The following is a 20,387-nucleotide window of genomic DNA, read 5'->3' as shown; positions in this document are numbered from 1 at the left end:
GGATGATTTAATCTCTTATGCACTTAAAAAGATGAAGCCGTTGGAGTTTGCAGAAGATCTTAACATTAGCCTTGGCGCTGTTGGCCCAACGCTGAACGACTGGAAAAGCTATGTCATTAAACTTTACGAAACAGATACAAGTGCTGATGAAATTGAGTGGCCACTAAAGCCTGAGTGATTTGGAATATTTGGCAGGGACGCCGGTCGGATCTGGCTTGTGCTGGTCGATTTTGGCCAGCCTTAAATCTGAGCTTGTGCTTTTATAAAAACCATACTGGTTTCGGCAGGTAAGGGCGTGTTTATCATTGTATCCAGTAGTGATAATATGGTTACTCATTTCGTGGCGAGTTAGAAGACACAAAACGATATGTGTACCAAGTTGCGTACCAATTTAACAAGCGTGGGTTAAATTGCGAATGCAACTATTTGAATTCAAACAATAATTGTATATTACATGTGATCTGTCGTGTGGGTCACCACTGTAAATAAGGAATTAGAATGCCCGTAATTACCCTTCCTGATGGCAGCCAACGTCATTTTGACAAAGCTGTTTCTGTGCTTGATGTCGCTATGGATATCGGCCCCGGGTTAGCAAAAGCCTGTATCGCTGGCCGTGTAAACGGTGAGTTGGTGGATGCCACCGATCTGATCGAATCCGATGCGCAATTAGCCATTATTACCACCAAAGACGCCGAAGGGCTGGAAATTCTCCGCCATTCCTGTGCGCATTTGTTGGGACATGCTATCAAGCAGCTGTGGCCAAACACCAAAATGGCGATTGGTCCGACTATCGACAACGGTTTCTATTATGACGTCGATTTGGAACAGACCCTGACGCAGGAAGACCTGGATCTGCTGGAAAAGCGGATGCATGAGCTCGCTGACAAAGATTATGATGTGATCAAGAAGAAAGTGAGCTGGCAGGAAGCTCGCGATATTTTTGCAGCCCGTGGTGAAGAATATAAAGTGGCGATTCTCGATGAGAATATCAGCCGCGACGATCGCCCTGGACTGTATCATCATGAAGAATATGTCGATATGTGCCGTGGTCCACATGTACCGAACATGCGCTTCTGCCATCATTTTAAATTGCAAAAAACCTCCGGTGCCTACTGGCGCGGCGATAGTAAAAATAAAATGTTGCAGCGCATCTACGGCACCGCGTGGGGTGATAAAAAGCAGCTAAACGCCTATTTGCAGCGTCTGGAGGAGGCTGCCAAGCGTGACCACCGTAAAATCGGCAAACAGCTTGACCTCTACCACATGCAGGAAGAAGCGCCTGGTATGGTGTTCTGGCATAACGACGGTTGGACTATCTTCCGCGAGCTGGAAACCTTTGTGCGGATGAAGCTCAAAGAGTATCAATATCAGGAAGTTAAAGGCCCATTCATGATGGACCGCGTACTGTGGGAAAAAACCGGTCACTGGGAAAACTATGCTGAGCATATGTTTACCACTTCATCGGAAAACCGCGAGTACTGCATTAAGCCAATGAACTGCCCAGGGCACGTACAGATCTTCAACCAAGGGTTGAAATCTTACCGTGACCTGCCGCTGCGTATGGCAGAATTTGGTAGCTGTCACCGTAACGAACCGTCCGGTGCTTTGCATGGCCTGATGCGCGTGCGTGGCTTTACTCAGGACGATGCTCACGTTTTCTGTACTGAAGAACAGGTTCGCGATGAAGTAAATAGCTGTATTAAGATGGTGTACGATATGTACAGCACCTTCGGCTTTGAAAAAATCGTGGTGAAACTGTCTACTCGCCCAGAAAAACGTATCGGTAGCGACGAACTCTGGACTCGGGCTGAAGAAGATTTGGCCGCCGCGCTGACTGAAAATGGTATTCCGTTTGATTATCAGCCGGGTGAAGGGGCGTTCTACGGGCCAAAAATTGAGTTTACTCTGCATGATTGTTTGGATCGTGCGTGGCAGTGTGGTACCGTACAGCTCGATTTCTCATTACCGGGTCGCTTAAGTGCGTCTTACATCGGCGAAAACAACGATCGCCAGGTTCCGGTTATGATTCACCGGGCAATTTTAGGGTCAATGGAGCGCTTCATCGGTATTTTAACCGAAGAATATGCCGGCTTCTTCCCTACCTGGATTGCTCCGGTACAAGTTGTAGTGATGAATATCACTGATAGCCAAGCTGAATATGTCCAAGAAGTAACCAAAAAACTGCAAGATGCAGGGATTAGGGTGAAAGCGGACTTGAGAAACGAGAAGATTGGCTTTAAAATTCGTGAACATACGTTGCGTCGGGTTCCCTATATGTTGGTTTGCGGCGATAAAGAGATCGAATCAGGCAAAGTTGCCGTTCGTACTCGTCGCGGTAAAGACTTGGGAAGCGTGGATGTCAACGTGGTCGTAGACAAGCTGCTAACAGAGATTCGCAGCCGTAGTCTTCATCAACTGGAGGAATAAAGTATTAAAGGCGGAAAACGAGTTCAACCGGCGCGTCCTAATCGCATTAACAAAGAGATTCGCGCCACAGAAGTTCGCTTAACAGGCGTTGATGGTGAGCAGATTGGCATTGTCAGTCTGAATGAAGCTCTTGAAAAAGCCGAGGAAGCTGGTGTTGATTTAGTAGAAATCAGTCCGAATGCCGAGCCGCCGGTTTGCCGTATTATGGATTACGGCAAGTTCCTCTACGAGAAGAGCAAATCGACGAAAGAACAGAAGAAGAAGCAAAAAGTTATTCAGGTCAAGGAAATCAAATTCCGTCCTGGTACCGATGATGGCGACTATCAGGTCAAACTACGCAACCTGATTCGCTTTCTGGAAGATGGCGATAAAGCCAAAATCACCCTGCGGTTCCGTGGGCGTGAAATGGCGCACCAGCAGATCGGTATGGAAGTGCTTAACCGCGTCCGTAAAGACCTGTGTGAAGATTCTGATCTGGCCGTTGTCGAGTCCTTCCCGACTCGTATCGAAGGCCGTCAGATGATCATGGTGCTCGCACCTAAGAAGAGACAGTAAGGCATTCAAGTAACAGGTTTCATGGCACCTTGTGCGCTATGATCCTGTTCGCCTAGCTAGCTCGTTGTAATTAACAATGCGAAGTGGATATATTCAATGCCAAAGATTAAGACAGTACGCGGCGCCGCTAAGCGCTTCAAAAAGACCGCCAACGGTGGTTTTAAGCGTAAGCATGCTAACCTGCGTCATATTTTGACCAAAAAAGCTACTAAGCGTAAACGTCATTTACGTCCTAAAGGCCTGGTATCTAAGAACGATCTGGGTCTGGTCGTGGCATGTCTGCCGTACGCATAAGTATTTTTGGTTTGAATTAAGACGATAGGAGAAGTACATGGCTCGCGTAAAACGTGGTGTGGTAGCACGTGCACGTCACAAAAAGATTTTAAAGCAGGCGAAAGGTTACTACGGTGCCCGTTCGCGCGTATATCGTGTTGCATTCCAGGCAGTGATCAAGGCAGGCCAATACGCCTACCGTGACCGCCGTCAACGGAAGCGTCAATTCCGCCAACTGTGGATTGCACGTATTAACGCAGCTGCTCGTCAGAGCGGTCTGTCTTACAGCCGTTTCATCAATGGTCTGAAAAAGGCTTCTGTTGAAATCGACCGTAAGATCCTGGCTGACATCGCAGTATTCGACAAAGTGGCATTTGCCGCTCTGGTAGAAAAAGCGAAAGCAGCTCTGGCGTAAGTCAGAATGAAAGAGGGAGCTTGCTCCCTCTTTTGATCTTTGTAACCTTGGCAAATTTTGTCAGGATAACTAATCAGTCAACAGATTTATCGTTCAACAGCGTTTTGTTATTCGTAAGGTTAGATAATGATGCAATCAGTTATTTTCCGTTTCTTTTTTTACTTTAGCACCTGATTTTAGGAGGCTTGCGCGTAAGAAAAGAAACGAAAAGTAGCGCCGAAGCCTCCCACCGTGGAGGCTTTTTTGTTTCTATAACTCAAGTATGTGTTTGATCCTATTGAACCAAGGTTTCCAATTCTGGCAGCACGCAGTAAAATATGTGCCAGAAGATCAATATCTTGTTGTTCGATAACGTCTTGGCCGTTGTAGGACAGGGCGCAATAGAGCGAATTTTACACAAAACAGTTTTATCCAGCGGTTTAAATAGCAGTTTAATAACTACAAGCGGGCCATACCGGCCAGAGGAAGAGGAAAACAATGCCACATCTCGCAGAGCTGGTTGCCAGAGCTAAAGCAGCCGTAGAAGAGGCCCAGGATGTTGCCGCGTTGGATTTGGTGCGCGTCGAATATCTAGGCAAAAAAGGCCATTTGACCCTCCAAATGACGTCGCTACGTGAGCTGCCAGCCGAAGATCGCCCAGCAGCAGGTGCCGTGATTAATCAGGCAAAACAAGAGGTTCAGGAAGCGTTGAATGCGCGCAAGGAACTGCTGGAATCAGCGGTTCTGAACGCGCGGTTGGCTCAAGAAACTATCGATGTCTCGCTGCCTGGCCGCCGAATGGAAAACGGGGGCCTGCATCCGGTTACCCGTACCATCGATCGCATCGAAACCTTCTTTGGTGAGCTGGGCTTCTCCGTGGCGTCAGGCCCGGAAATCGAAGATGACTATCATAATTTTGATGCGCTGAATATTCCGGCTCATCATCCGGCGCGTGCCGATCATGATACCTTCTGGTTCGATGCAACGCGTTTGTTGCGTACCCAGACTTCAGGTGTGCAGATTCGTACCATGCAGGGCCAGCAGCCGCCAATCCGTATTATTGTTCCTGGCCGGGTTTATCGTAATGACTACGACCAAACGCACACTCCCATGTTCCATCAGATGGAAGGTTTGATTGTCGACCGCGATATCAGCTTTACCAATCTGAAAGGTACTTTGCATGATTTCCTGCAAAACTTCTTTGAGGAAGATCTACAGATCCGCTTCCGTCCTTCCTATTTCCCGTTCACCGAACCTTCTGCCGAAGTGGATGTGATGGGTAAAAACGGTAAATGGCTGGAAGTATTAGGCTGCGGTATGGTTCACCCTAACGTATTGCGTAACGTCGGTATTGATCCAGAGATCTACTCCGGCTTTGCATTCGGGATGGGCATGGAGCGTTTAACCATGCTGCGTTACGGCGTGACCGACCTGCGTGCATTCTTCGAAAACGATCTGCGTTTCCTCAAACAGTTTAAGTAAGGCGGGTATATCTCATGAAATTCAGTGAACTTTGGTTACGCGAATGGGTAAACCCAACCATTGGCAGTGACGAATTAGCCCACCAAATCACCATGGCCGGACTGGAAGTTGACGGCGTTGATGACGTTGCTGGTGCATTCCACGGCGTGGTCGTTGGTGAAGTTGTGGAGTGCGGGCAGCATCCCAACGCAGACAAACTGCGAGTAACGAAAATCAATGTCGGCGGCGATCGTCTGCATGATATCGTCTGCGGTGCACCTAACTGTCGTCAAGGGCTGAAGGTTGCCGTAGCGACCGTGGGCGCGGTTTTACCGGGTAATTTCAAGATTAAGGCTGCGAAACTGCGTGGTGAACCTTCGGAAGGGATGCTGTGCTCATTCTCTGAACTGGGTATTTCTGACGATCACGACGGAATTATCGAGTTGCCGCTGGATGCGCCAATTGGCACCGACATCCGCGAATATCTGCAACTAAATGATAAAACTATCGAAATCAGCGTGACGCCAAATCGTGCCGACTGTCTGTGTATTCTGGGTGTCGCTCGCGATGTCGCGGTAGTGAATCAGTTAGCTCTGACCGAACCGGATATGAGCCCGGTTGCTGCAACCCTCAGCGATACCTTCCCAATTCGCGTTGATGCGCCGCAGGCGTGTCCACGTTATCTGGGACGCGTAGTGAAGGGGATTAACGTTAAGGCCGCTACGCCGCTGTGGATGCGTGAAAAACTGCGTCGTTGTGGTATCCGCTCTATCGATCCGGTTGTTGATGTAACTAACTACGTATTGTTAGAACTGGGCCAGCCGATGCATGCGTTTGACGTGGATCGTATCGACGGTGAAATCATTGTTCGTATGGCCGCAGAAGCGGAAGAGCTGACGCTGCTGGACGGTACTAAAGCCAAACTGAGCGCAGATACGCTGGTTATCGCCGATAAGCAGAAAGCGCTAGCTATGGCCGGTATTTTTGGTGGTGAACATTCAGGCGTGAATGAAGCAACCCAGAACGTCTTGCTGGAATGTGCTTTCTTCAATCCGTTGTCGATCACCGGGCGAGCGCGCCGTCAAGGTTTGCATACTGATGCTTCACATCGTTATGAGCGTGGTGTCGACCCTGCGTTGCAACATAAGGCGATGGAACGAGCAACCCGTTTGCTGATTGATATTTGCGGCGGTGAAGCTGGCCCGATTATTGATGTCACTTCAGAAGCGGATTTGCCGAAACGCGCCACTATTACTCTGCGTCGTGAAAAACTGGATCGCCTGATTGGCCACCATGTGCCAAGTGAACAGGTTACCGATATCCTGCGTCGTTTGGGTTGCCAGGTGACTGTGCAGTGTGATAACTGGCAGGCAGTTGCGCCGAGCTGGCGTTTCGATATGGAAATCGAAGAAGACCTGGTGGAAGAAGTTGCCCGTATTTACGGTTACAACAATATCCCTGATGTGCCGGTAAAAGCAGATTTGGTGATGACCAAACATCGCGAAGCTGACCTGCCATTGAAGCGTGTGAAGGCATTATTGGTCGATCGCGGCTATCAGGAAGCAATTACTTACAGTTTTGTTGATCCAAAAATCCAGGCTTTATTGCATCCGGGTCAAGAGCCTCTGATTTTGCCAAGTCCCATTTCCGTGGATATGTCAGCAATGCGCTTGTCTTTGCTGACTGGTCTGCTAGCAGCAGTGGTTTATAACCAGAATCGTCAGCAATCTCGTCTGCGTTTGTTTGAGAGTGGCTTACGCTTTGTTCCTGATAATAAAGCAGATTTGGGTATTCGACAGGACGTAATGCTAGCGGGTGTGATTGCCGGTAACCGTTATGATGAGCATTGGGATTTGGCGCGTCAGCCGGTGGACTTCTATGATTTGAAGGGTGATTTGGAAGCAATTCTTGAACTTACCGGCAAATTATCTGACGTTCAGTTCCGTGCAGAATCGCATTCCGCACTGCATCCGGGTCAAAGTGCCGCAATTTATTTAGCGGGAGAACACATTGGTTTCATTGGTGTAGTTCATCCTGAACTGGAGCGTAAGCTCGATCTGAACGGCCGAACTGTGGTGTTCGAATTGTTGTGGAATAAGGTCGCAGACCGCGCCGTGCCTCAGGCCAGCGAGATTTCGCGCTTCCCGGCAAACCGTCGAGATATCGCTGTTGTGGTGGCTGAAAACGTTCCCGCAGAAGATATTTTGGCCGAGTGTAAGAAAGTTGGCGCAAATCAGGTAGTTGGCGTAAACTTGTTTGATGTGTACCGTGGCAAGGGCGTAGCCGAGGGTTATAAAAGCCTCGCTATCAGTCTGGTGTTGCAGGATACCGCCCGTACACTGGAAGAAGAGGAGATCGCCGCTACCGTTGCAAAATGTGTAGAGGCGTTAAAACAGCGATTCCAAGCATCCTTGAGGGATTGAACCTATGGCGCTTACTAAAGCTGAAATGTCAGAACATCTGTTTGAAAAGCTTGGGCTTAGCAAACGGGATGCCAAAGACCTGGTAGAGTTATTCTTTGAAGAGGTACGTCGTGCTCTGGAGAATGGCGAACAGGTCAAATTGTCTGGCTTTGGCAATTTTGATCTGCGAGACAAAAACCAACGTCCGGGCCGTAATCCGAAGACCGGTGAGGACATTCCTATTACGGCGCGCCGTGTGGTGACTTTCCGTCCTGGGCAGAAGCTAAAAAGCCGGGTAGAGAATGCCACTCCCAAAGAGTGAGTCATCCGACAAAAAAGGCCGCGCAAGCGGCCTTTTTCTTTTGTAATCTTATAGCTAGCATAGCCAGAAACGCGATTTTCTCTGCTTCCGCCCCGTCTTCCGCGTTCGTTTTATTCTCGCCGAACTCGCTAATGAGTTTCTACGCTTTGCTGCCGTGTCTCTCATATAGGAAGATGCCAATTAATGTATTTACGAATAAAATCCTTGCCCTTGCTACGCAAAACTTTCACTTATCCTGCTAACCCCCTAATATCTGTCCTCAAACCCAGGCAATAAGCCTTTTTCTATCTCGGATCATGATCCTGTTTTCCCAGTCATGTTCTGTCAGCCGGATTGCAGAATATTATGCAGATAAGTCAGACATTTATCTTACTCCAGCAGCATCAGCTGCGGCGGGATCGTCGTTATCTCGGACTCCTCGCCTGCGGTATGTTACTGGCTCTGTCACTTGCTCTTTGCGCAGGGGAGGTTTGGATATGGCCCAATCGGTGGCTAAGCGCCGATGGACAATTATTTGTATGGCAACTGCGTTTACCTAGAGCATTAGTCGTAATGATGGTTGGTGCCAGTCTGGCGGTAGCGGGAGCCATAATGCAAAGCCTGTTCGAAAATCCATTGGCCGAGCCGGGATTGTTAGGCGTGGCGAACGGAGCTGGCGTTACGCTGGTGCTGGCGGTTTTATTAGGGCACGGCTTGCTGCCGGTGTGGGTGCTGAGTCTGAGTGCAATTATCGGCGCGTTGGTCATGACCTCGCTGCTGCTGGCTTTTGCCCGACGCCGACGTTTAAGCAATGCCAGATTGCTGCTGGTTGGCGTAGCTTTGGGGATTGTATGCAGTGCTGTGATGACGTGGGCGGTTTATTTCAGTACCAGTCTGGATCTACGTCAGCTGATGTATTGGATGATGGGCGGTTTTAGCGGGATAGATTGGCGGCAGTGGTTGCTGGTGTTGCTGTTATTGCCAGTGGTGATTTGGCTTTGCCTGCAAGGTAGAATCCTGAACTATATGGCGCTGGGAGAGCAGCAGGCGCGACAGCTTGGGGTCTCACTCCATAGGTGGCGTAATCTATTGGTTTTGGCTATTGGTCTGCTGGTAGGCATCAGCGTTGCATTAGCCGGTGTGATTGGCTTTGTCGGTCTGGTAATCCCACATATTTTGCGATTAACCGGGCTGACCGATCAGCGATTCCTGTTAACAGGCTGCGCTTTGGCCGGGGCGGGAGTGCTACTGTTAGCCGATGTGATTGCTCGTGTTGCCTTGTTTTCCGCAGAATTGCCGATTGGCGTGGTGACGGCAACGCTGGGAGCTCCGCTATTTATCTGGTTACTGATTAGGGTGAAAAGCGTAGAGTCGTGAACGGAAAACCTGCTAATAGTCGCTTTAAGAGGACTTTGCATCAATATCGCTCAGGGTTAACTCGGTAAAAGTTTAGCTCTCTATAATAAAAGTTTCACTCTCTATAATAAGGATGACATCCGATGACCGCTCCGATTTATGCTACTCAACTACACACTATCGATCATCAAACGACGTCGCTGAAGGCCTATCAAGGCTCCGTGCTGCTGGTGGTGAACGTTGCCTCCGAGTGCGGACTGACCAAACAATACGCAGGTCTGGAAAAACTGTACAATACCTATCATCAACAAGGTTTTGAAGTTTTAGGATTTCCGAGCAATGAGTTTGCCGGTCAGGAGCCAGGCAGCGATGAAGAGATTCAGGCATTTTGCCGGGGCACCTTTGGCGTAGAATTCCCCATGTTCAGTAAAGTCGAAGTTAATGGCTCAGGCCGTCATCCGTTGTATCAACACTTAATTTCCGCTAAGCCACAGGCTTTGACGCCTGCGGACAGCGAGTTTGTCCAGCGGATGAGCAGTAAGGGGCGTGCACCAAAACAGATCGGCGATATATTGTGGAACTTCGAAAAATTTTTGATTGGCCGGGACGGTACGGTTATTCAGCGTTTCTCACCGGATATGACGCCAGAAGATCCGGCAATCATTGCCGCGATCGTTCAGGCGCTGGCTCAGCACTGATTTTCACTTAACTTATTAGCTAACGAGATTATTGTGACGTTATTGCAACTCAACGATGTCAGTGTCGCGGGCCGATTAGCCCCGTTTTCAGCGCAGGTTGATGCTGGGTTGCAAATTCATCTTATTGGCCCGAACGGTGCGGGGAAGAGCACCTTGCTAGCCTGCGCCGCGGGTGTATTACCGACTACGGGGGATATTTCTCTGGGCGCAACGCCTCTTACGCAGTATTCCGGCGCTGAATTAGCACGGTATCGGGCTTATCTCAGTCAGCAGCAAACGTCGGTTAGCCTGATGCCGGTATTTCAATATCTCTCTCTGCATCAGCCCGTAGGGGCGGATTCGGAATCCGTGGCGATAGCCATCGGTTATCTCTGTGAAAAATTACGTTTAGCCGATAAGCTGCCGCGTTCTCTCACTCAACTTTCCGGCGGAGAATGGCAGCGGGTCAGGCTGGCGGCTATTTTGTTACAGGTATGGCCAACGGTGAATCATCATAGCCAATTATTACTACTGGATGAGCCAACCAATAGCCTTGATGTGGCGCAAAAAGTTGCGTTAGATGCGCTGTTACGGGAGTTTTGCGCCAGCGGTCGCAGTGTTATTGTCAGCGCTCACGATCTGAATCATAGCCTGCAACAGGCCGACAGAATCTGGCTACTGGCGCAGGGAAAACTGGTTGCGCAGGGTGAAACGCTGGAAGTGATGCGACCAGAGATATTATCACCGATTTTTGAGGTGAATTTTCAATTACACCGTTTTAATCAGCAGAATTGGATTGTTTGTCAGAATTAATAATTATTGCATTAACTATTCTGGTTGTTAATTACTCCCTAATTTTTATATCGTATATAAATGAAGTTAACCTAGCCATTATTAGGCGAGGTTAACTCAATTTTTCCACTTAATTCACTATAATAACTCAATGGTAGTACCGATATTTTATAGATTGGATTCTATGTTTAATGCAATTATTGCTTAGTAAGGGGTCACTCCGTCAAATTTTCTCAAGAGGGCTGCTACCGGTGAGCCATTTAAGGCAATTTCATCTTATTACTTATGAATTGTTGGTTGCTATAGGATTTGAAGCTCCCGAGATAGCTGAAAATCAAGATATCATTACGTTGACAATCGATGATGCTTTGCAATTGAATCTATGCGCGATAGATCAAGAATATTGGATACTTCAGACCTCAGTAGGTATGGCGAACAGTTTATCGTTAGAGGAAATGATTGCTCTGTTGAATAAAAATAGGCCAACAGATTATTTATGGCAGCCGGTTTTTGCCTTTGATGAAAAAAATGATGTGATCTGTTGGCTACGTCTCCCGCTATATGGAATGGATATACCAAGTTTGTTATCCATAATGGAACGGTTTATTTCAGATGCGTGTATTGAACGAATAGGTCTTGATTTTCCTCTGTAAATGTCTTTTTTTTTCATGTTGTTATGAGGAGGCTGGTATGGTGGGTAAACTAATTGGAAATACTGATTATTTAAATATTGGATTGGGTCTTGCAAGCGAAAAAAATCGTGTGTTTGGTATGGATAAAAAGGCCAGTGTGTAACATTTGGTCGCTTCTCTGCCTATTTACATCCACATCAGGTTAAAAGATTTTTAGTTGAAGCTCAAAAAACCGAGTATGGAGTTAATATCAAAGGAACGAAGATAACTTATAACGACGTGATTCGTCAGGCGAAGAATTTATCCCATAACGAGTACGAGATTGGGGGCGTTTTTGATAAAATCAGTAACGGGCATCGTTTAAAAAGTCAGCTTATCACTTAACATACAGAGGCACGTCTACCTTTGTAAAATTAGTCATATGTAGTAAGTAACATGAAATTTCAAGTGAAATAGGAACAGCCAGCGTTAATTCTGGCTGTTCATTGATATTTTGATTTGTAGTGAAAACGCATTCAAACGGATCGTTATTGGCAGATGATGGGGGAGAAGTGCCATTGCTGCTCCTATACATTTTGCGTTAATCCGATGTTGAACAGACTTTTTCTCTATTTTCTGTCCCTTAATTCACGCCATCTTTACTTCTTATCTCTAAATAACGCGATACTGCAATGAATGACGGAGATAGGATCATTCGATTAACCCTGCACGTCACTCAAAAATTAATTATTTTAGCTAAACTATTTTTATAAATTATACGATTATGATTATTTCTGAGTTTCGGTTATTTCTATACTGAAACTGAGCGTAAATCGGTAAACATTCACCTTCTTCTGCTGTTGTGTTGCAAAAATGAAGTTTATTCTCTTGATTCATCAGAATATTTACATTAAGCCAACTCTGGCTAAATTTTGTGCACACGCCACAAAATAATGTTTTTTTCTCCTGTTCTTAAGGTTGGATTAAGGTTCATTGTCTACATTTATCAGTGGTGTGCAGTGAGATCAATCGTGGCCGCGTTTAGTTTTCGTTAACTTACTTCGACTTATAGTGGCGTTAAATTTGTTGTGTCCTACTGGGTACATTCATGGAAAATTTCTTACCTTTCTCTGTTCCTGCTATTGGCAGTGAAGAAATTGCTGCTGTTACAGAAGTTCTGACATCAGGGTGGATTACCACCGGACCGAAGAATCAACAATTAGAACGCGAGTTTTGCCAGGCTTTTGGCTGCAAACATGCCGTAGCGGTCTGTTCTGCCACGGCGGGAATGCATATTACTTTAATGGCACTGGGCGTTGGGCCGGGCGATGAGGTGATAACGCCTTCTCAAACCTGGGTTTCTACCCTTAATATGATTGAGTTATTGGGTGCCGTTCCGGTGATGGTCGATGTTGACTGGAACACGCTGATGGTTAGCGCTGAAAGTATTGCCGCTGCTATCACCCCTAAAACCAAGGCGATTATTCCGGTGCATTATGCTGGCGCGCCCTGTGATTTAAACAGCATTAGGCAAGTTGCCCGTCAGCATCAGATTCCGCTGATTGAAGATGCGGCGCATGCGGCAGGAACACGCTACGGCGATGAATGGATAGGGCAGCAAGGAACGGCGATTTTCTCTTTCCATGCGATTAAGAATATGACCTGCGCCGAGGGCGGATTAATCGCAACCGATGATGACGTGCTGGCTGAAAAAGTACGTCGCTTAAAATTTCATGGATTAGGCGTTGATGCTTTTGACCGTGAGTTAAAAGGGCGTAGCCCGCAGGCAGAAGTGGTCGAACCGGGATATAAATATAATTTATCCGATATTCACGCGGCTATTGCTGTGGTGCAACTGAAACGGCTACCGGAAATAAACGCTCGCCGTCAGGCTTTGGCTGAACGTTATATTCAGGCATTGGCAGGTTCACCGTTACAACCTTTGGCATTGCCTGATTATCCTCATCATCACGCCTGGCACCTATTTATGGTTCGGGTAGATTCCGAGCAGTGCGGTATAAGCCGAGATCAACTTATGGCTGAATTAAAAGCCTTGGGCATTGGCTCTGGTTTGCATTTCCGTGCGGCTCATACGCAAAAATATTATCGCGAACGTTATCCCGATTTAACTTTGCCAAATACCGAGTGGAATTCAGCCCGGCTTTGTACTTTGCCTCTGTTCCCCGATATGCAAGATAGCGATGTTGACCGGGTGGTCAACGCATTAGCAACTATTATAGGGCCTCGCCGTGTCACAGCCTGAAGAAATTAATAAAGTCTCGATTGTTATTCCTGTTTATAACGAACAGGAAAGTTTACCCGCATTATTGGAGAGAACCTCGGCTGCCTGCCAGTTATTACGCCAGCCTTATGAAATTATTTTGGTGGATGACGGCAGCAGCGATAATTCGGCAGAAATGCTAACCGCTGCGGCAGAAAAACCGGATAGCTGCATTATTGCCGTCTTGCTAAACCGTAATTATGGCCAGCACTCTGCCATTATGGCGGGTTTTAATCAGGTCAGTGGCGATCTGGTTATTACGTTAGATGCGGATTTGCAAAACCCGCCGGAAGAAATTCCCCGTTTAGTGAGCGTTGCCGAAGAGGGTTATGACGTGGTCGGTACAGTGCGTGCCAACCGTCAGGATTCTATGTTCCGTAAAACGGCCTCCAAGATGATCAACATGATGATCCAAAAAGCGACAGGGAAATCGATGGGGGACTACGGCTGTATGCTACGTGCCTACCGTCGGCATATTGTTGACGCGATGTTACACTGTCACGAACGCAGTACTTTTATTCCGATACTCGCCAACACCTTTGCCAGAAAAACCACAGAAATTAAGGTTCATCACGCCGAGCGCGAGTTTGGCGACTCCAAATACAGTCTGATGAAGCTGATTAACCTGATGTACGACCTGATCACCTGCCTGACAACTACGCCGTTGCGTTTGCTCAGTCTGGTTGGCAGCGTCATTGCACTGTCAGGTTTCACCCTCTCGGTACTGCTGGTGGCATTACGTTTGATTTTTGGCCCGGAATGGGCTGGCGGCGGCGTGTTCACGCTGTTCGCGGTGTTATTTATGTTTATTGGGGCACAATTCGTTGGTATGGGTTTACTCGGTGAATACATCGGACGAATTTACAACGACGTACGCGCGCGTCCCCGATATTTTGTGCAAAAAGTGGTCGAGTCTCAGCAGGCCAAAAAAACTCAGGAAGAAGAATGATGAAAGCGATTGTATTTGCCTATCACGATATTGGCTGCGTGGGCGTTAATGCACTGGTTGAAGCGGGTTATGACGTTCAGGCAGTGTTTACCCATACTGATTCTCCGAATGAGAATCACTTTTTCTCTTCCGTTGCGCGGGTTGCCGCCGATCTACAATTGCCGGTGTTTGCCCCCGAAGACGTCAACCATCCTTTATGGGTTGAGCAGATCCGCGAAATGCAGCCGGACGTCATTTTTTCATTCTATTATCGTAACTTGTTGAGCGATGAGATTTTATCTCTGGCTCCGCAGGGCGCATTTAACCTGCACGGTTCATTGTTACCTCGCTACCGCGGTCGCGCGCCGATTAACTGGGCGTTGGTCAAAGGTGAAACCGAAACTGGCGTAACCTTGCACAAAATGGTGAAGCGAGCGGATGCGGGCGACATCGCAGGTCAGCGTAAAGTGGCTATCAGCGATACGGATACGGCTTTAACCTTACATGCAAAAATGCGCGATGCCGCGCAGGCTCTGTTGCAGGATTTATTGCCAAAAATGAAGCGTGGCCCGTTAACACTAACGCCTCAGAATGAAGCGGACGCCAGCTATTTTGGTCGCCGTACCGCCGCCGATGGCGAAATCGATTGGGTTAAATCCGCTCGCGAATTACATAATCTGGTACGCGCGGTGACAGAACCTTACCCAGGCGCATTCAGCCATTTGGGACAGCGCAAGTTGATTGTATGGCGTGCCAGGCCACTGGACATCGAGCACCAAAAATTGCCAGGAACCGTACTTGGCACCAATCCATTGGTGGTAGCCTGCGGTGAGGGCGCGCTTGAAATCATCGCCGGTCAGGGCGAATCCGGACTGTACGTGCAGGGCAGCCGTCTGGCATTGGAAATGGGGATGGTAGCCGATGTCCGTTTAGGGGTTAAACCGCTAAATAAAAAGAAAAGACGCACCCGAGTCCTGATTTTGGGCGTCAATGGATTTATCGGTAACCATCTGACTGAACGTTTATTACGTGATGACGGCTACGAAGTTTACGGACTGGATATCGGTTCCGATGCGCTGGGTCGCTTTATGGATAATCCACGCTTCCATTTTGTTGAAGGTGATATCAGTATTCACTCGGAATGGATTGAATATCATATTAAGAAGTGCGATGTGATATTACCGCTGGTCGCTATTGCCACGCCGATTGAATATACCCGTAATCCGCTGAAAGTCTTTGAACTGGATTTTGAAGAGAACCTCAAAATCGTGCGTGACTGCGTGAAGTACAACAAACGTATTGTTTTTCCGTCGACCTCTGAAGTTTACGGTATGTGCGATGACAAAGAGTTTGATGAAGACCATTCTCGTCTGATTGTCGGGCCGATTAATAAACAGCGCTGGATTTATTCTGTCTCCAAGCAATTATTGGATCGAGTTATTTGGGCATACGGCGAAAAAGAAGGTCTGAAATTTACCTTATTCCGTCCGTTTAACTGGATGGGGCCGCGTTTGGATAATCTGGATGCTGCTCGTATCGGTAGTTCCCGTGCCATTACTCAGTTGATATTGAATCTGGTGGAAGGTTCGCCGATCAAACTGGTTGACGGTGGGGAACAAAAACGTACCTTTACTGATATTAACGACGGTATTGAAGCTTTATTCCGCATCATTGAAAACCGCGAAGGACGTTGCGACGGTCAGATTATCAATATCGGTAACCCGACTAACGAAGCCAGCATTCGTGAACTGGCTGAAATGCTGTTGGCCAGCTTTGAGAAACATGAATTGCGCGACCAATTCCCGCCGTTTGCTGGCATGAAAACCATCGAAAGCAGCGCTTACTATGGCAAAGGGTATCAGGACGTTGAACATCGTACGCCGAGCATTGAAAACGCCCGCCGTTTGCTGAACTGGCAGCCTGAAATCGCCATGCAGCAAACTGTCGCCGAAACGTTGGACTTCTTCCTGCGCAGCGCGCTGGACGATAAATCCATTGAACAGGATGATGGGAAGGCTAAATGAAACGAGTGGGCCTGAGGATTGACGTCGATACTTACCGTGGCACCCGCGATGGGGTGCCTTCACTGTTGAATGTGTTAGATAAACACGGTATTCAGGCCAGTTTCTTTTTTAGCGTTGGGCCGGACAACATGGGGCGCCATTTATGGCGCCTGCTACGTCCCCGTTTCTTATGGAAAATGTTGCGCTCAAACGCAGCTTCGCTGTACGGCTGGCAGATTCTGCTGGCCGGTACCGCCTGGCCGGGCAAGTTAATTGCCAAACATTTAGGCGACGTGATGAAAGAAACGCAGGCTGCCGGTCATGAAGTTGGCTTGCACGCTTGGGATCATCAGGGCTGGCAGGCGAAAGTCGGCACCTGGTCGAAAGCACAGCTCAAAGATCAGATTCAGCGTGGTGTGGATGCATTGCAAGACAGTATCCACGGGCCGGTTAGTTGCTCTGCGGTCGCCGGGTGGCGCGCCGACGAGCGAGTATTAGAAGCGAAACAGCCGTTTAACTTCAGCTATAACAGCGATTGCCGCGGCACGCGTCCTTTCCGGCCAATATTGCCTGATGGCAGTGAAGGCAGCGTACAAATCCCCGTGACATTACCGACTTACGATGAAGTCGTCGGCAGTGAAGTTCGTCCGCAGGATTTTAACGATTTTATTCTGGATGCCATTCTGCGAGATAGCGGAGTGCCGGTTTATACCATTCACGCCGAAGTTGAAGGGATGTCACAGGCAGCGATGTTTGAAAATCTATTAGTGAAAGCGCAGAAGCAGGGAATTGAATTTTGCGCTTTAAGCTCATTGTTACCGGAAAATCGTTCAAACTTGCCGCTAGGCAAGGTCGTGCGTTCTGCTTTCCCAGGCAGAGAGGGGTGGTTAGGCTGTCAGTCTGAGGTGACAAATTCATGAGCGACGCGTTAAAAAAGGGTGGCGTAGCGCTACTGGCGGTATTTTTTGCTGTGTTATATATCGTGCCCTTGAACGGCCGTTTACTGTGGCAACCGGATGAAACCCGTTATGCGGAAATTAGCCGAGAAATGCTACAGCAGGGTGATTGGGTCGTGCCGCATTTATTGGGTATTCGTTATTTTGAAAAGCCTATTGCCGGATATTGGTTTAATAATATCAGCCAGTGGATCTTCGGTGATAATAACTTTGCGGTGCGTTTTGGTTCAGTATTCAGTATTGGACTCAGCGCCATTTTGGTATTTTGGCTAGCGACATTAATGTGGCGTAATCGTAATACCGCGCTGCTGGCTAGCCTGATTTATATCTCTTCGCTGCTGGTATTCAGTATCGGGACTTATAGCGTTCTCGATCCTATGATTACGCTGTGGCTGACAGCATCGATGCTGTGTTTTTATCTGACGCTGAGAGCCAAAACTTCCCGACAGAAAATGACCGCCTATGCATTTTTGGGGCTGGTTTGTGCCATGGGCTTTATGACCAAGGGCTTTTTGGCATTGGCCGTTCCGGTGATTGCGGTTATTCCCATTGTAATTCAACAACGTCGAACCAAAGAGCTACTGTTGTTTGGCCCGATAGCTATCGTCAGTGCCTGTTTGCTGAGCCTGCCTTGGGCGTTAGCGATTGCGCAGCGTGAACCTGATTTCTGGCATTATTTCTTCTGGGTGGAGCATATTCAGCGCTTTGCCGAGAAAGACGCGCAGCATAAAGCGCCATTCTGGTATTACCTACCGCTGATTTGTCTGGGCGTATTACCTTGGTTAGGACTGTTGCCGGGGGCATTACTCAAAGGCTGGCGTGAGCGAGTGGCTCGACCGGAACTCTTCTTCCTGCTGAGCTGGGCAGTGATGCCGTTTATATTTTTCAGCATCGCCAAAGGAAAATTGCCAACCTATATTCTGCCGTGTATTGCGCCGATATCATTGCTTATGGCAGCGTACGCGCAGGATTGTGTGGCTAAATTGCAGATGAGCGCGCTGAAGGTAAACGGCTATATCAATCTGATTTTCGGCACCGTCTGCGCGTTGGCCGTACTGTTGATCGGTTTGGGCGTATTTTCTCACCTGGTGGTGTACGCCGCCGATGAGAAAATCAAAGTGATTCTCGGGACTCTGTCATTTGCTGCATGGGGATGCGTTGGCTATTTCAGCCTGCGACAAAATGCTCGCCATTGGCGCTGGGCGGCCGTTTGCCCGCTGCTGTTTGCGTTGCTGGTGGCGTATGTCATTCCGCAACAGGTGATTAACTCCAAGCTGCCTCAGTATTTTATCCAGCAGAACCGCGCGGAGCTTGAACAAAGCCGCTACGTACTCTCGGATGGCGTCGGCGTGGCTTCGGGTCTGGCCTGGGAGTTGAAACGTAGTGATATCATTATGTTTAGCGAAAAAGGCGAAGTGAATTATGGTTTAGCCTATCCGGATGCGGCGGATCGTTACGTCAGTTTTGAAGATTTCCCTCAATGGCTGGCTAAGGCGCGTAAACAGGGGAATGTTTCGCTGGTCTTACAGTTATCCCGAGGTGAAACCTTGCCAGAAAGCCTGCCTGCGGCGGATCAGGTTACGCAAAACAGCAGAATGGCGTTGCTGTGGTATAAGCAAATTCCATGATGAGTTACCTGCTGTTATTGATGGTGAGTCTGCTGACCTGCGCCGGACAGCTATGTCAAAAGCAGGCGGCTCAGATTTGGGCTACAGAACAACCGAGCCGTCGTACTCACACCTTTAGGTGGCTAGCTACGGCGGTGCTGTTGCTCGGATTGGGGATGTTGCTGTGGCTTCGGCTGCTGCAACACCTGCCTTTAAGCATCGCTTACCCTATGCTCAGTTTTAATTTTGTCTTGGTTACGCTGGCATCACGCTTTTTCTTCGGTGAAGCCGTTGGCTTGCGCCATTGGCTAGGTATTGTCGCCATTATGTTGGGTATTTTGCTGATGAGTTTGCCGCGATGAAAGGTTACGGTTGGGGAATAGGTAGCGTGCTGTTGGTGACGTTGGCGCAGCTATTACTGAAATGGGGTGTGATTCACTTACCGCTGATTAGCTGGGCTGGCATGGATCTGCAATTCTTCACCGATCATCTGTCGCCACTTGCCGCCGTCACTGCGGGTTTATTCGGCTATGCGCTTTCGATGCTGTGCTGGTTCTTCGCTTTGCGTTATTTGCCATTAAATCAGGCTTATCCACTCTTAAGTATTAGTTATGCGCTGGTTTATCTGGCGGCGGTGACTTTGCCTTGGTTCCACGAAAGCGCCACGTTATTAAAGACCCTGGGAGCCGCCATTATCCTGTTTGGCGTTTGGTTAATACATTCGAAGCCGATTAAATAGCTTTAGCACTATTATCTTATTCAGATAACTTGTTTTTTGCGCGCACGAAATATAGATTAGCCAGATGAATTCAGCATGATAGCTTGGTTTTCTTATGGTTTCCGCTCAAGGAAAGCCAACCGGGCTTATTATTCGGTGAGAGATCTATGCGGATGCGTTTTTGGATTTTTCTGGCCTGTCTTATTCTTGCCGGGTGTAGTAGCAGAGCTCCGGCACCCAGCGGACACCTATCTGACCCGATTGTGGTGGTCGCACAGTTAAAAGAGCAATTGCGTCAATGGCAGGGTACGCCTTACCAATATGGCGGAATGGACCAGCGCGGCGTCGATTGCTCCGGCTTTGTCTATCGCACTTTCCGCGATCGTTTTGATATGCAGTTGCCCCGAACCACTGAAGCACAAACCAGTCTGGGTACCAAAGTCTCTCGCGATGAGCTGATGCCGGGAGATTTAGTGTTCTTCAAAACGGGCAGTGGAGGGAATGGATTGCACGTTGGTATTTACGATACTAATGATGAATTCATTCACGCATCCACCAGTAAAGGCGTCATCCGTTCTTCGTTAGAAAACGTGTACTGGAAACGCGTTTACTGGCAGGCGCGCCGCATCTAACCGCCGATAAACA

At 48.2% G+C, this 20,387-nt stretch carries 19 protein-coding genes and 1 other annotated feature; all 19 genes read left to right on the top strand.

All coding sequences use genetic code 11. From position 1 onward, the window contains the following. Positions 1-498: 498 nt before the first annotated feature. The 19 genes from thrS (at position 499) to DBA33_RS03650 (ending at position 20,374) form a co-directional block, all read left to right on the top strand. Positions 499-2,427, top strand: a complete 1,929-nt coding sequence (gene thrS, locus DBA33_RS03745) for a threonine--tRNA ligase (protein WP_064514041.1) — start codon at positions 499-501, stop codon at positions 2,425-2,427. A 3-nt stretch (positions 2,428-2,430) separates the two neighbouring features. Further along, complete coding sequence (gene infC, locus DBA33_RS03740; RefSeq protein WP_002227898.1) at positions 2,431-2,982, top strand: translation initiation factor IF-3; 552 nt, start codon at positions 2,431-2,433, stop codon at positions 2,980-2,982. Positions 2,983-3,078: 96 nt separating this feature from the next. Beyond that, complete coding sequence (rpmI, locus tag DBA33_RS03735; protein WP_002211834.1) at positions 3,079-3,276, top strand: 50S ribosomal protein L35; 198 nt, start codon at positions 3,079-3,081, stop codon at positions 3,274-3,276. A gap of 37 nt (positions 3,277-3,313) precedes the next feature. Continuing rightward, positions 3,314-3,670 carry a 50S ribosomal protein L20 gene (gene rplT, locus DBA33_RS03730; protein WP_004717737.1) on the top strand — a complete coding sequence of 119 codons (357 nt, stop codon included), beginning with the start codon at positions 3,314-3,316 and terminating at the stop codon, positions 3,668-3,670. Positions 3,671-3,795: 125 nt separating this feature from the next. After that, positions 3,796-3,918 (top strand) — a sequence feature (Phe leader region). A gap of 229 nt (positions 3,919-4,147) precedes the next feature. Continuing rightward, positions 4,148-5,131 (top strand): phenylalanine--tRNA ligase subunit alpha, encoded by a 984-nt coding sequence (gene pheS, locus DBA33_RS03720; RefSeq protein ID WP_064514040.1) that lies wholly within the window; start codon positions 4,148-4,150, stop codon positions 5,129-5,131. 14 nt (positions 5,132-5,145) lie between these two features. Continuing rightward, positions 5,146-7,533 (top strand): phenylalanine--tRNA ligase subunit beta, encoded by a 2,388-nt coding sequence (gene pheT / locus DBA33_RS03715; RefSeq protein ID WP_120805577.1) that lies wholly within the window; start codon positions 5,146-5,148, stop codon positions 7,531-7,533. Positions 7,534-7,537: 4 nt separating this feature from the next. After that, positions 7,538-7,834 carry an integration host factor subunit alpha gene (gene ihfA / locus DBA33_RS03710; RefSeq protein ID WP_004717732.1) on the top strand — a complete coding sequence of 99 codons (297 nt, stop codon included), beginning with the start codon at positions 7,538-7,540 and terminating at the stop codon, positions 7,832-7,834. 345 nt (positions 7,835-8,179) lie between these two features. Continuing rightward, entirely contained in the window at positions 8,180-9,190 is a 1,011-nt protein-coding gene (gene btuC / locus DBA33_RS03705) for a vitamin B12 ABC transporter permease BtuC (protein ID WP_120805575.1), read from the top strand. A 122-nt stretch (positions 9,191-9,312) separates the two neighbouring features. Next, complete coding sequence (locus DBA33_RS03700) at positions 9,313-9,867, top strand: glutathione peroxidase (protein WP_120805573.1); 555 nt, start codon at positions 9,313-9,315, stop codon at positions 9,865-9,867. 33 nt (positions 9,868-9,900) lie between these two features. Next, positions 9,901-10,659 (top strand): vitamin B12 ABC transporter ATP-binding protein BtuD, encoded by a 759-nt coding sequence (gene btuD, locus DBA33_RS03695; protein WP_120805571.1) that lies wholly within the window; start codon positions 9,901-9,903, stop codon positions 10,657-10,659. A 170-nt stretch (positions 10,660-10,829) separates the two neighbouring features. Continuing rightward, positions 10,830-11,291 carry a CesT family type III secretion system chaperone gene (locus DBA33_RS03690; protein WP_064514030.1) on the top strand — a complete coding sequence of 154 codons (462 nt, stop codon included), beginning with the start codon at positions 10,830-10,832 and terminating at the stop codon, positions 11,289-11,291. Positions 11,292-12,357: 1,066 nt separating this feature from the next. Beyond that, on the top strand, positions 12,358-13,512 hold the full coding sequence (arnB, locus tag DBA33_RS03685; protein WP_120805569.1) for a UDP-4-amino-4-deoxy-L-arabinose aminotransferase: 1,155 nt from the start codon (positions 12,358-12,360) through the stop codon (positions 13,510-13,512). After that, positions 13,499-14,479: an undecaprenyl-phosphate 4-deoxy-4-formamido-L-arabinose transferase gene (gene arnC / locus DBA33_RS03680; protein ID WP_064514024.1), complete on the top strand. Its 981-nt coding sequence runs from the start codon at positions 13,499-13,501 to the stop codon at positions 14,477-14,479. Before arnB ends, arnC begins: the two co-directional genes overlap by 14 nt. Continuing rightward, positions 14,479-16,482, top strand: coding sequence for a bifunctional UDP-4-amino-4-deoxy-L-arabinose formyltransferase/UDP-glucuronic acid oxidase ArnA (gene arnA, locus DBA33_RS03675; RefSeq protein WP_120805603.1), 2,004 nt, complete (start codon positions 14,479-14,481; stop codon positions 16,480-16,482). Before arnC ends, arnA begins: the two co-directional genes overlap by 1 nt. Further along, positions 16,479-17,381: a 4-deoxy-4-formamido-L-arabinose-phosphoundecaprenol deformylase gene (gene arnD / locus DBA33_RS03670; protein WP_064514022.1), complete on the top strand. Its 903-nt coding sequence runs from the start codon at positions 16,479-16,481 to the stop codon at positions 17,379-17,381. The genes arnA and arnD overlap by 4 nt, the downstream gene beginning before the upstream one ends. Beyond that, complete coding sequence (arnT, locus tag DBA33_RS03665) at positions 17,378-19,045, top strand: lipid IV(A) 4-amino-4-deoxy-L-arabinosyltransferase (RefSeq protein WP_064514021.1); 1,668 nt, start codon at positions 17,378-17,380, stop codon at positions 19,043-19,045. The genes arnD and arnT overlap by 4 nt, the downstream gene beginning before the upstream one ends. Continuing rightward, positions 19,042-19,386, top strand: coding sequence for a 4-amino-4-deoxy-L-arabinose-phosphoundecaprenol flippase subunit ArnE (gene arnE / locus DBA33_RS03660; RefSeq protein ID WP_064514019.1), 345 nt, complete (start codon positions 19,042-19,044; stop codon positions 19,384-19,386). The genes arnT and arnE overlap by 4 nt, the downstream gene beginning before the upstream one ends. Further along, positions 19,383-19,763, top strand: a complete 381-nt coding sequence (gene arnF, locus DBA33_RS03655; RefSeq protein WP_064514018.1) for a 4-amino-4-deoxy-L-arabinose-phosphoundecaprenol flippase subunit ArnF — start codon at positions 19,383-19,385, stop codon at positions 19,761-19,763. The genes arnE and arnF overlap by 4 nt, the downstream gene beginning before the upstream one ends. Positions 19,764-19,909: 146 nt before the next feature. Continuing rightward, complete coding sequence (locus tag DBA33_RS03650) at positions 19,910-20,374, top strand: NlpC/P60 family protein (protein ID WP_064514016.1); 465 nt, start codon at positions 19,910-19,912, stop codon at positions 20,372-20,374. The last annotated feature ends 13 nt before the right edge of the window (positions 20,375-20,387 follow it).

Source organism: Yersinia sp. IP36721, assembly GCF_003634395.1.
GTDB classification, from domain to species: Bacteria; Pseudomonadota; Gammaproteobacteria; order Enterobacterales; family Enterobacteriaceae; genus Yersinia; species Yersinia entomophaga.
Note: the sequence above shows the minus strand (reverse complement) of the source record. Positions and strands in the feature narration are given on the sequence as shown.

Bases quoted from the DNA above. Each gene is read 5' to 3' on its own strand.
- thrS (WP_064514041.1), top strand. From the start codon at position 499: ATGCCCGTAATTACCCTTCCTGATGGCAGCCAACGTCATTTTGACAAA.
- rpmI (WP_002211834.1), top strand. From the start codon at position 3,079: ATGCCAAAGATTAAGACAGTACGCGGCGCCGCTAAGCGCTTCAAAAAG.
- rplT (WP_004717737.1), top strand. From the start codon at position 3,314: ATGGCTCGCGTAAAACGTGGTGTGGTAGCACGTGCACGTCACAAAAAG.
- pheS (WP_064514040.1), top strand. From the start codon at position 4,148: ATGCCACATCTCGCAGAGCTGGTTGCCAGAGCTAAAGCAGCCGTAGAA.
- pheT (WP_120805577.1), top strand. From the start codon at position 5,146: ATGAAATTCAGTGAACTTTGGTTACGCGAATGGGTAAACCCAACCATT.
- ihfA (WP_004717732.1), top strand. From the start codon at position 7,538: ATGGCGCTTACTAAAGCTGAAATGTCAGAACATCTGTTTGAAAAGCTT.
- btuC (WP_120805575.1), top strand. From the start codon at position 8,180: ATGCAGATAAGTCAGACATTTATCTTACTCCAGCAGCATCAGCTGCGG.
- DBA33_RS03700 (WP_120805573.1), top strand. From the start codon at position 9,313: ATGACCGCTCCGATTTATGCTACTCAACTACACACTATCGATCATCAA.
- DBA33_RS03690 (WP_064514030.1), top strand. From the start codon at position 10,830: ATGCAATTATTGCTTAGTAAGGGGTCACTCCGTCAAATTTTCTCAAGA.
- arnB (WP_120805569.1), top strand. From the start codon at position 12,358: ATGGAAAATTTCTTACCTTTCTCTGTTCCTGCTATTGGCAGTGAAGAA.
- arnA (WP_120805603.1), top strand. From the start codon at position 14,479: ATGAAAGCGATTGTATTTGCCTATCACGATATTGGCTGCGTGGGCGTT.
- arnD (WP_064514022.1), top strand. From the start codon at position 16,479: ATGAAACGAGTGGGCCTGAGGATTGACGTCGATACTTACCGTGGCACC.
- arnT (WP_064514021.1), top strand. From the start codon at position 17,378: ATGAGCGACGCGTTAAAAAAGGGTGGCGTAGCGCTACTGGCGGTATTT.
- arnE (WP_064514019.1), top strand. From the start codon at position 19,042: ATGATGAGTTACCTGCTGTTATTGATGGTGAGTCTGCTGACCTGCGCC.
- arnF (WP_064514018.1), top strand. From the start codon at position 19,383: ATGAAAGGTTACGGTTGGGGAATAGGTAGCGTGCTGTTGGTGACGTTG.
- DBA33_RS03650 (WP_064514016.1), top strand. From the start codon at position 19,910: ATGCGGATGCGTTTTTGGATTTTTCTGGCCTGTCTTATTCTTGCCGGG.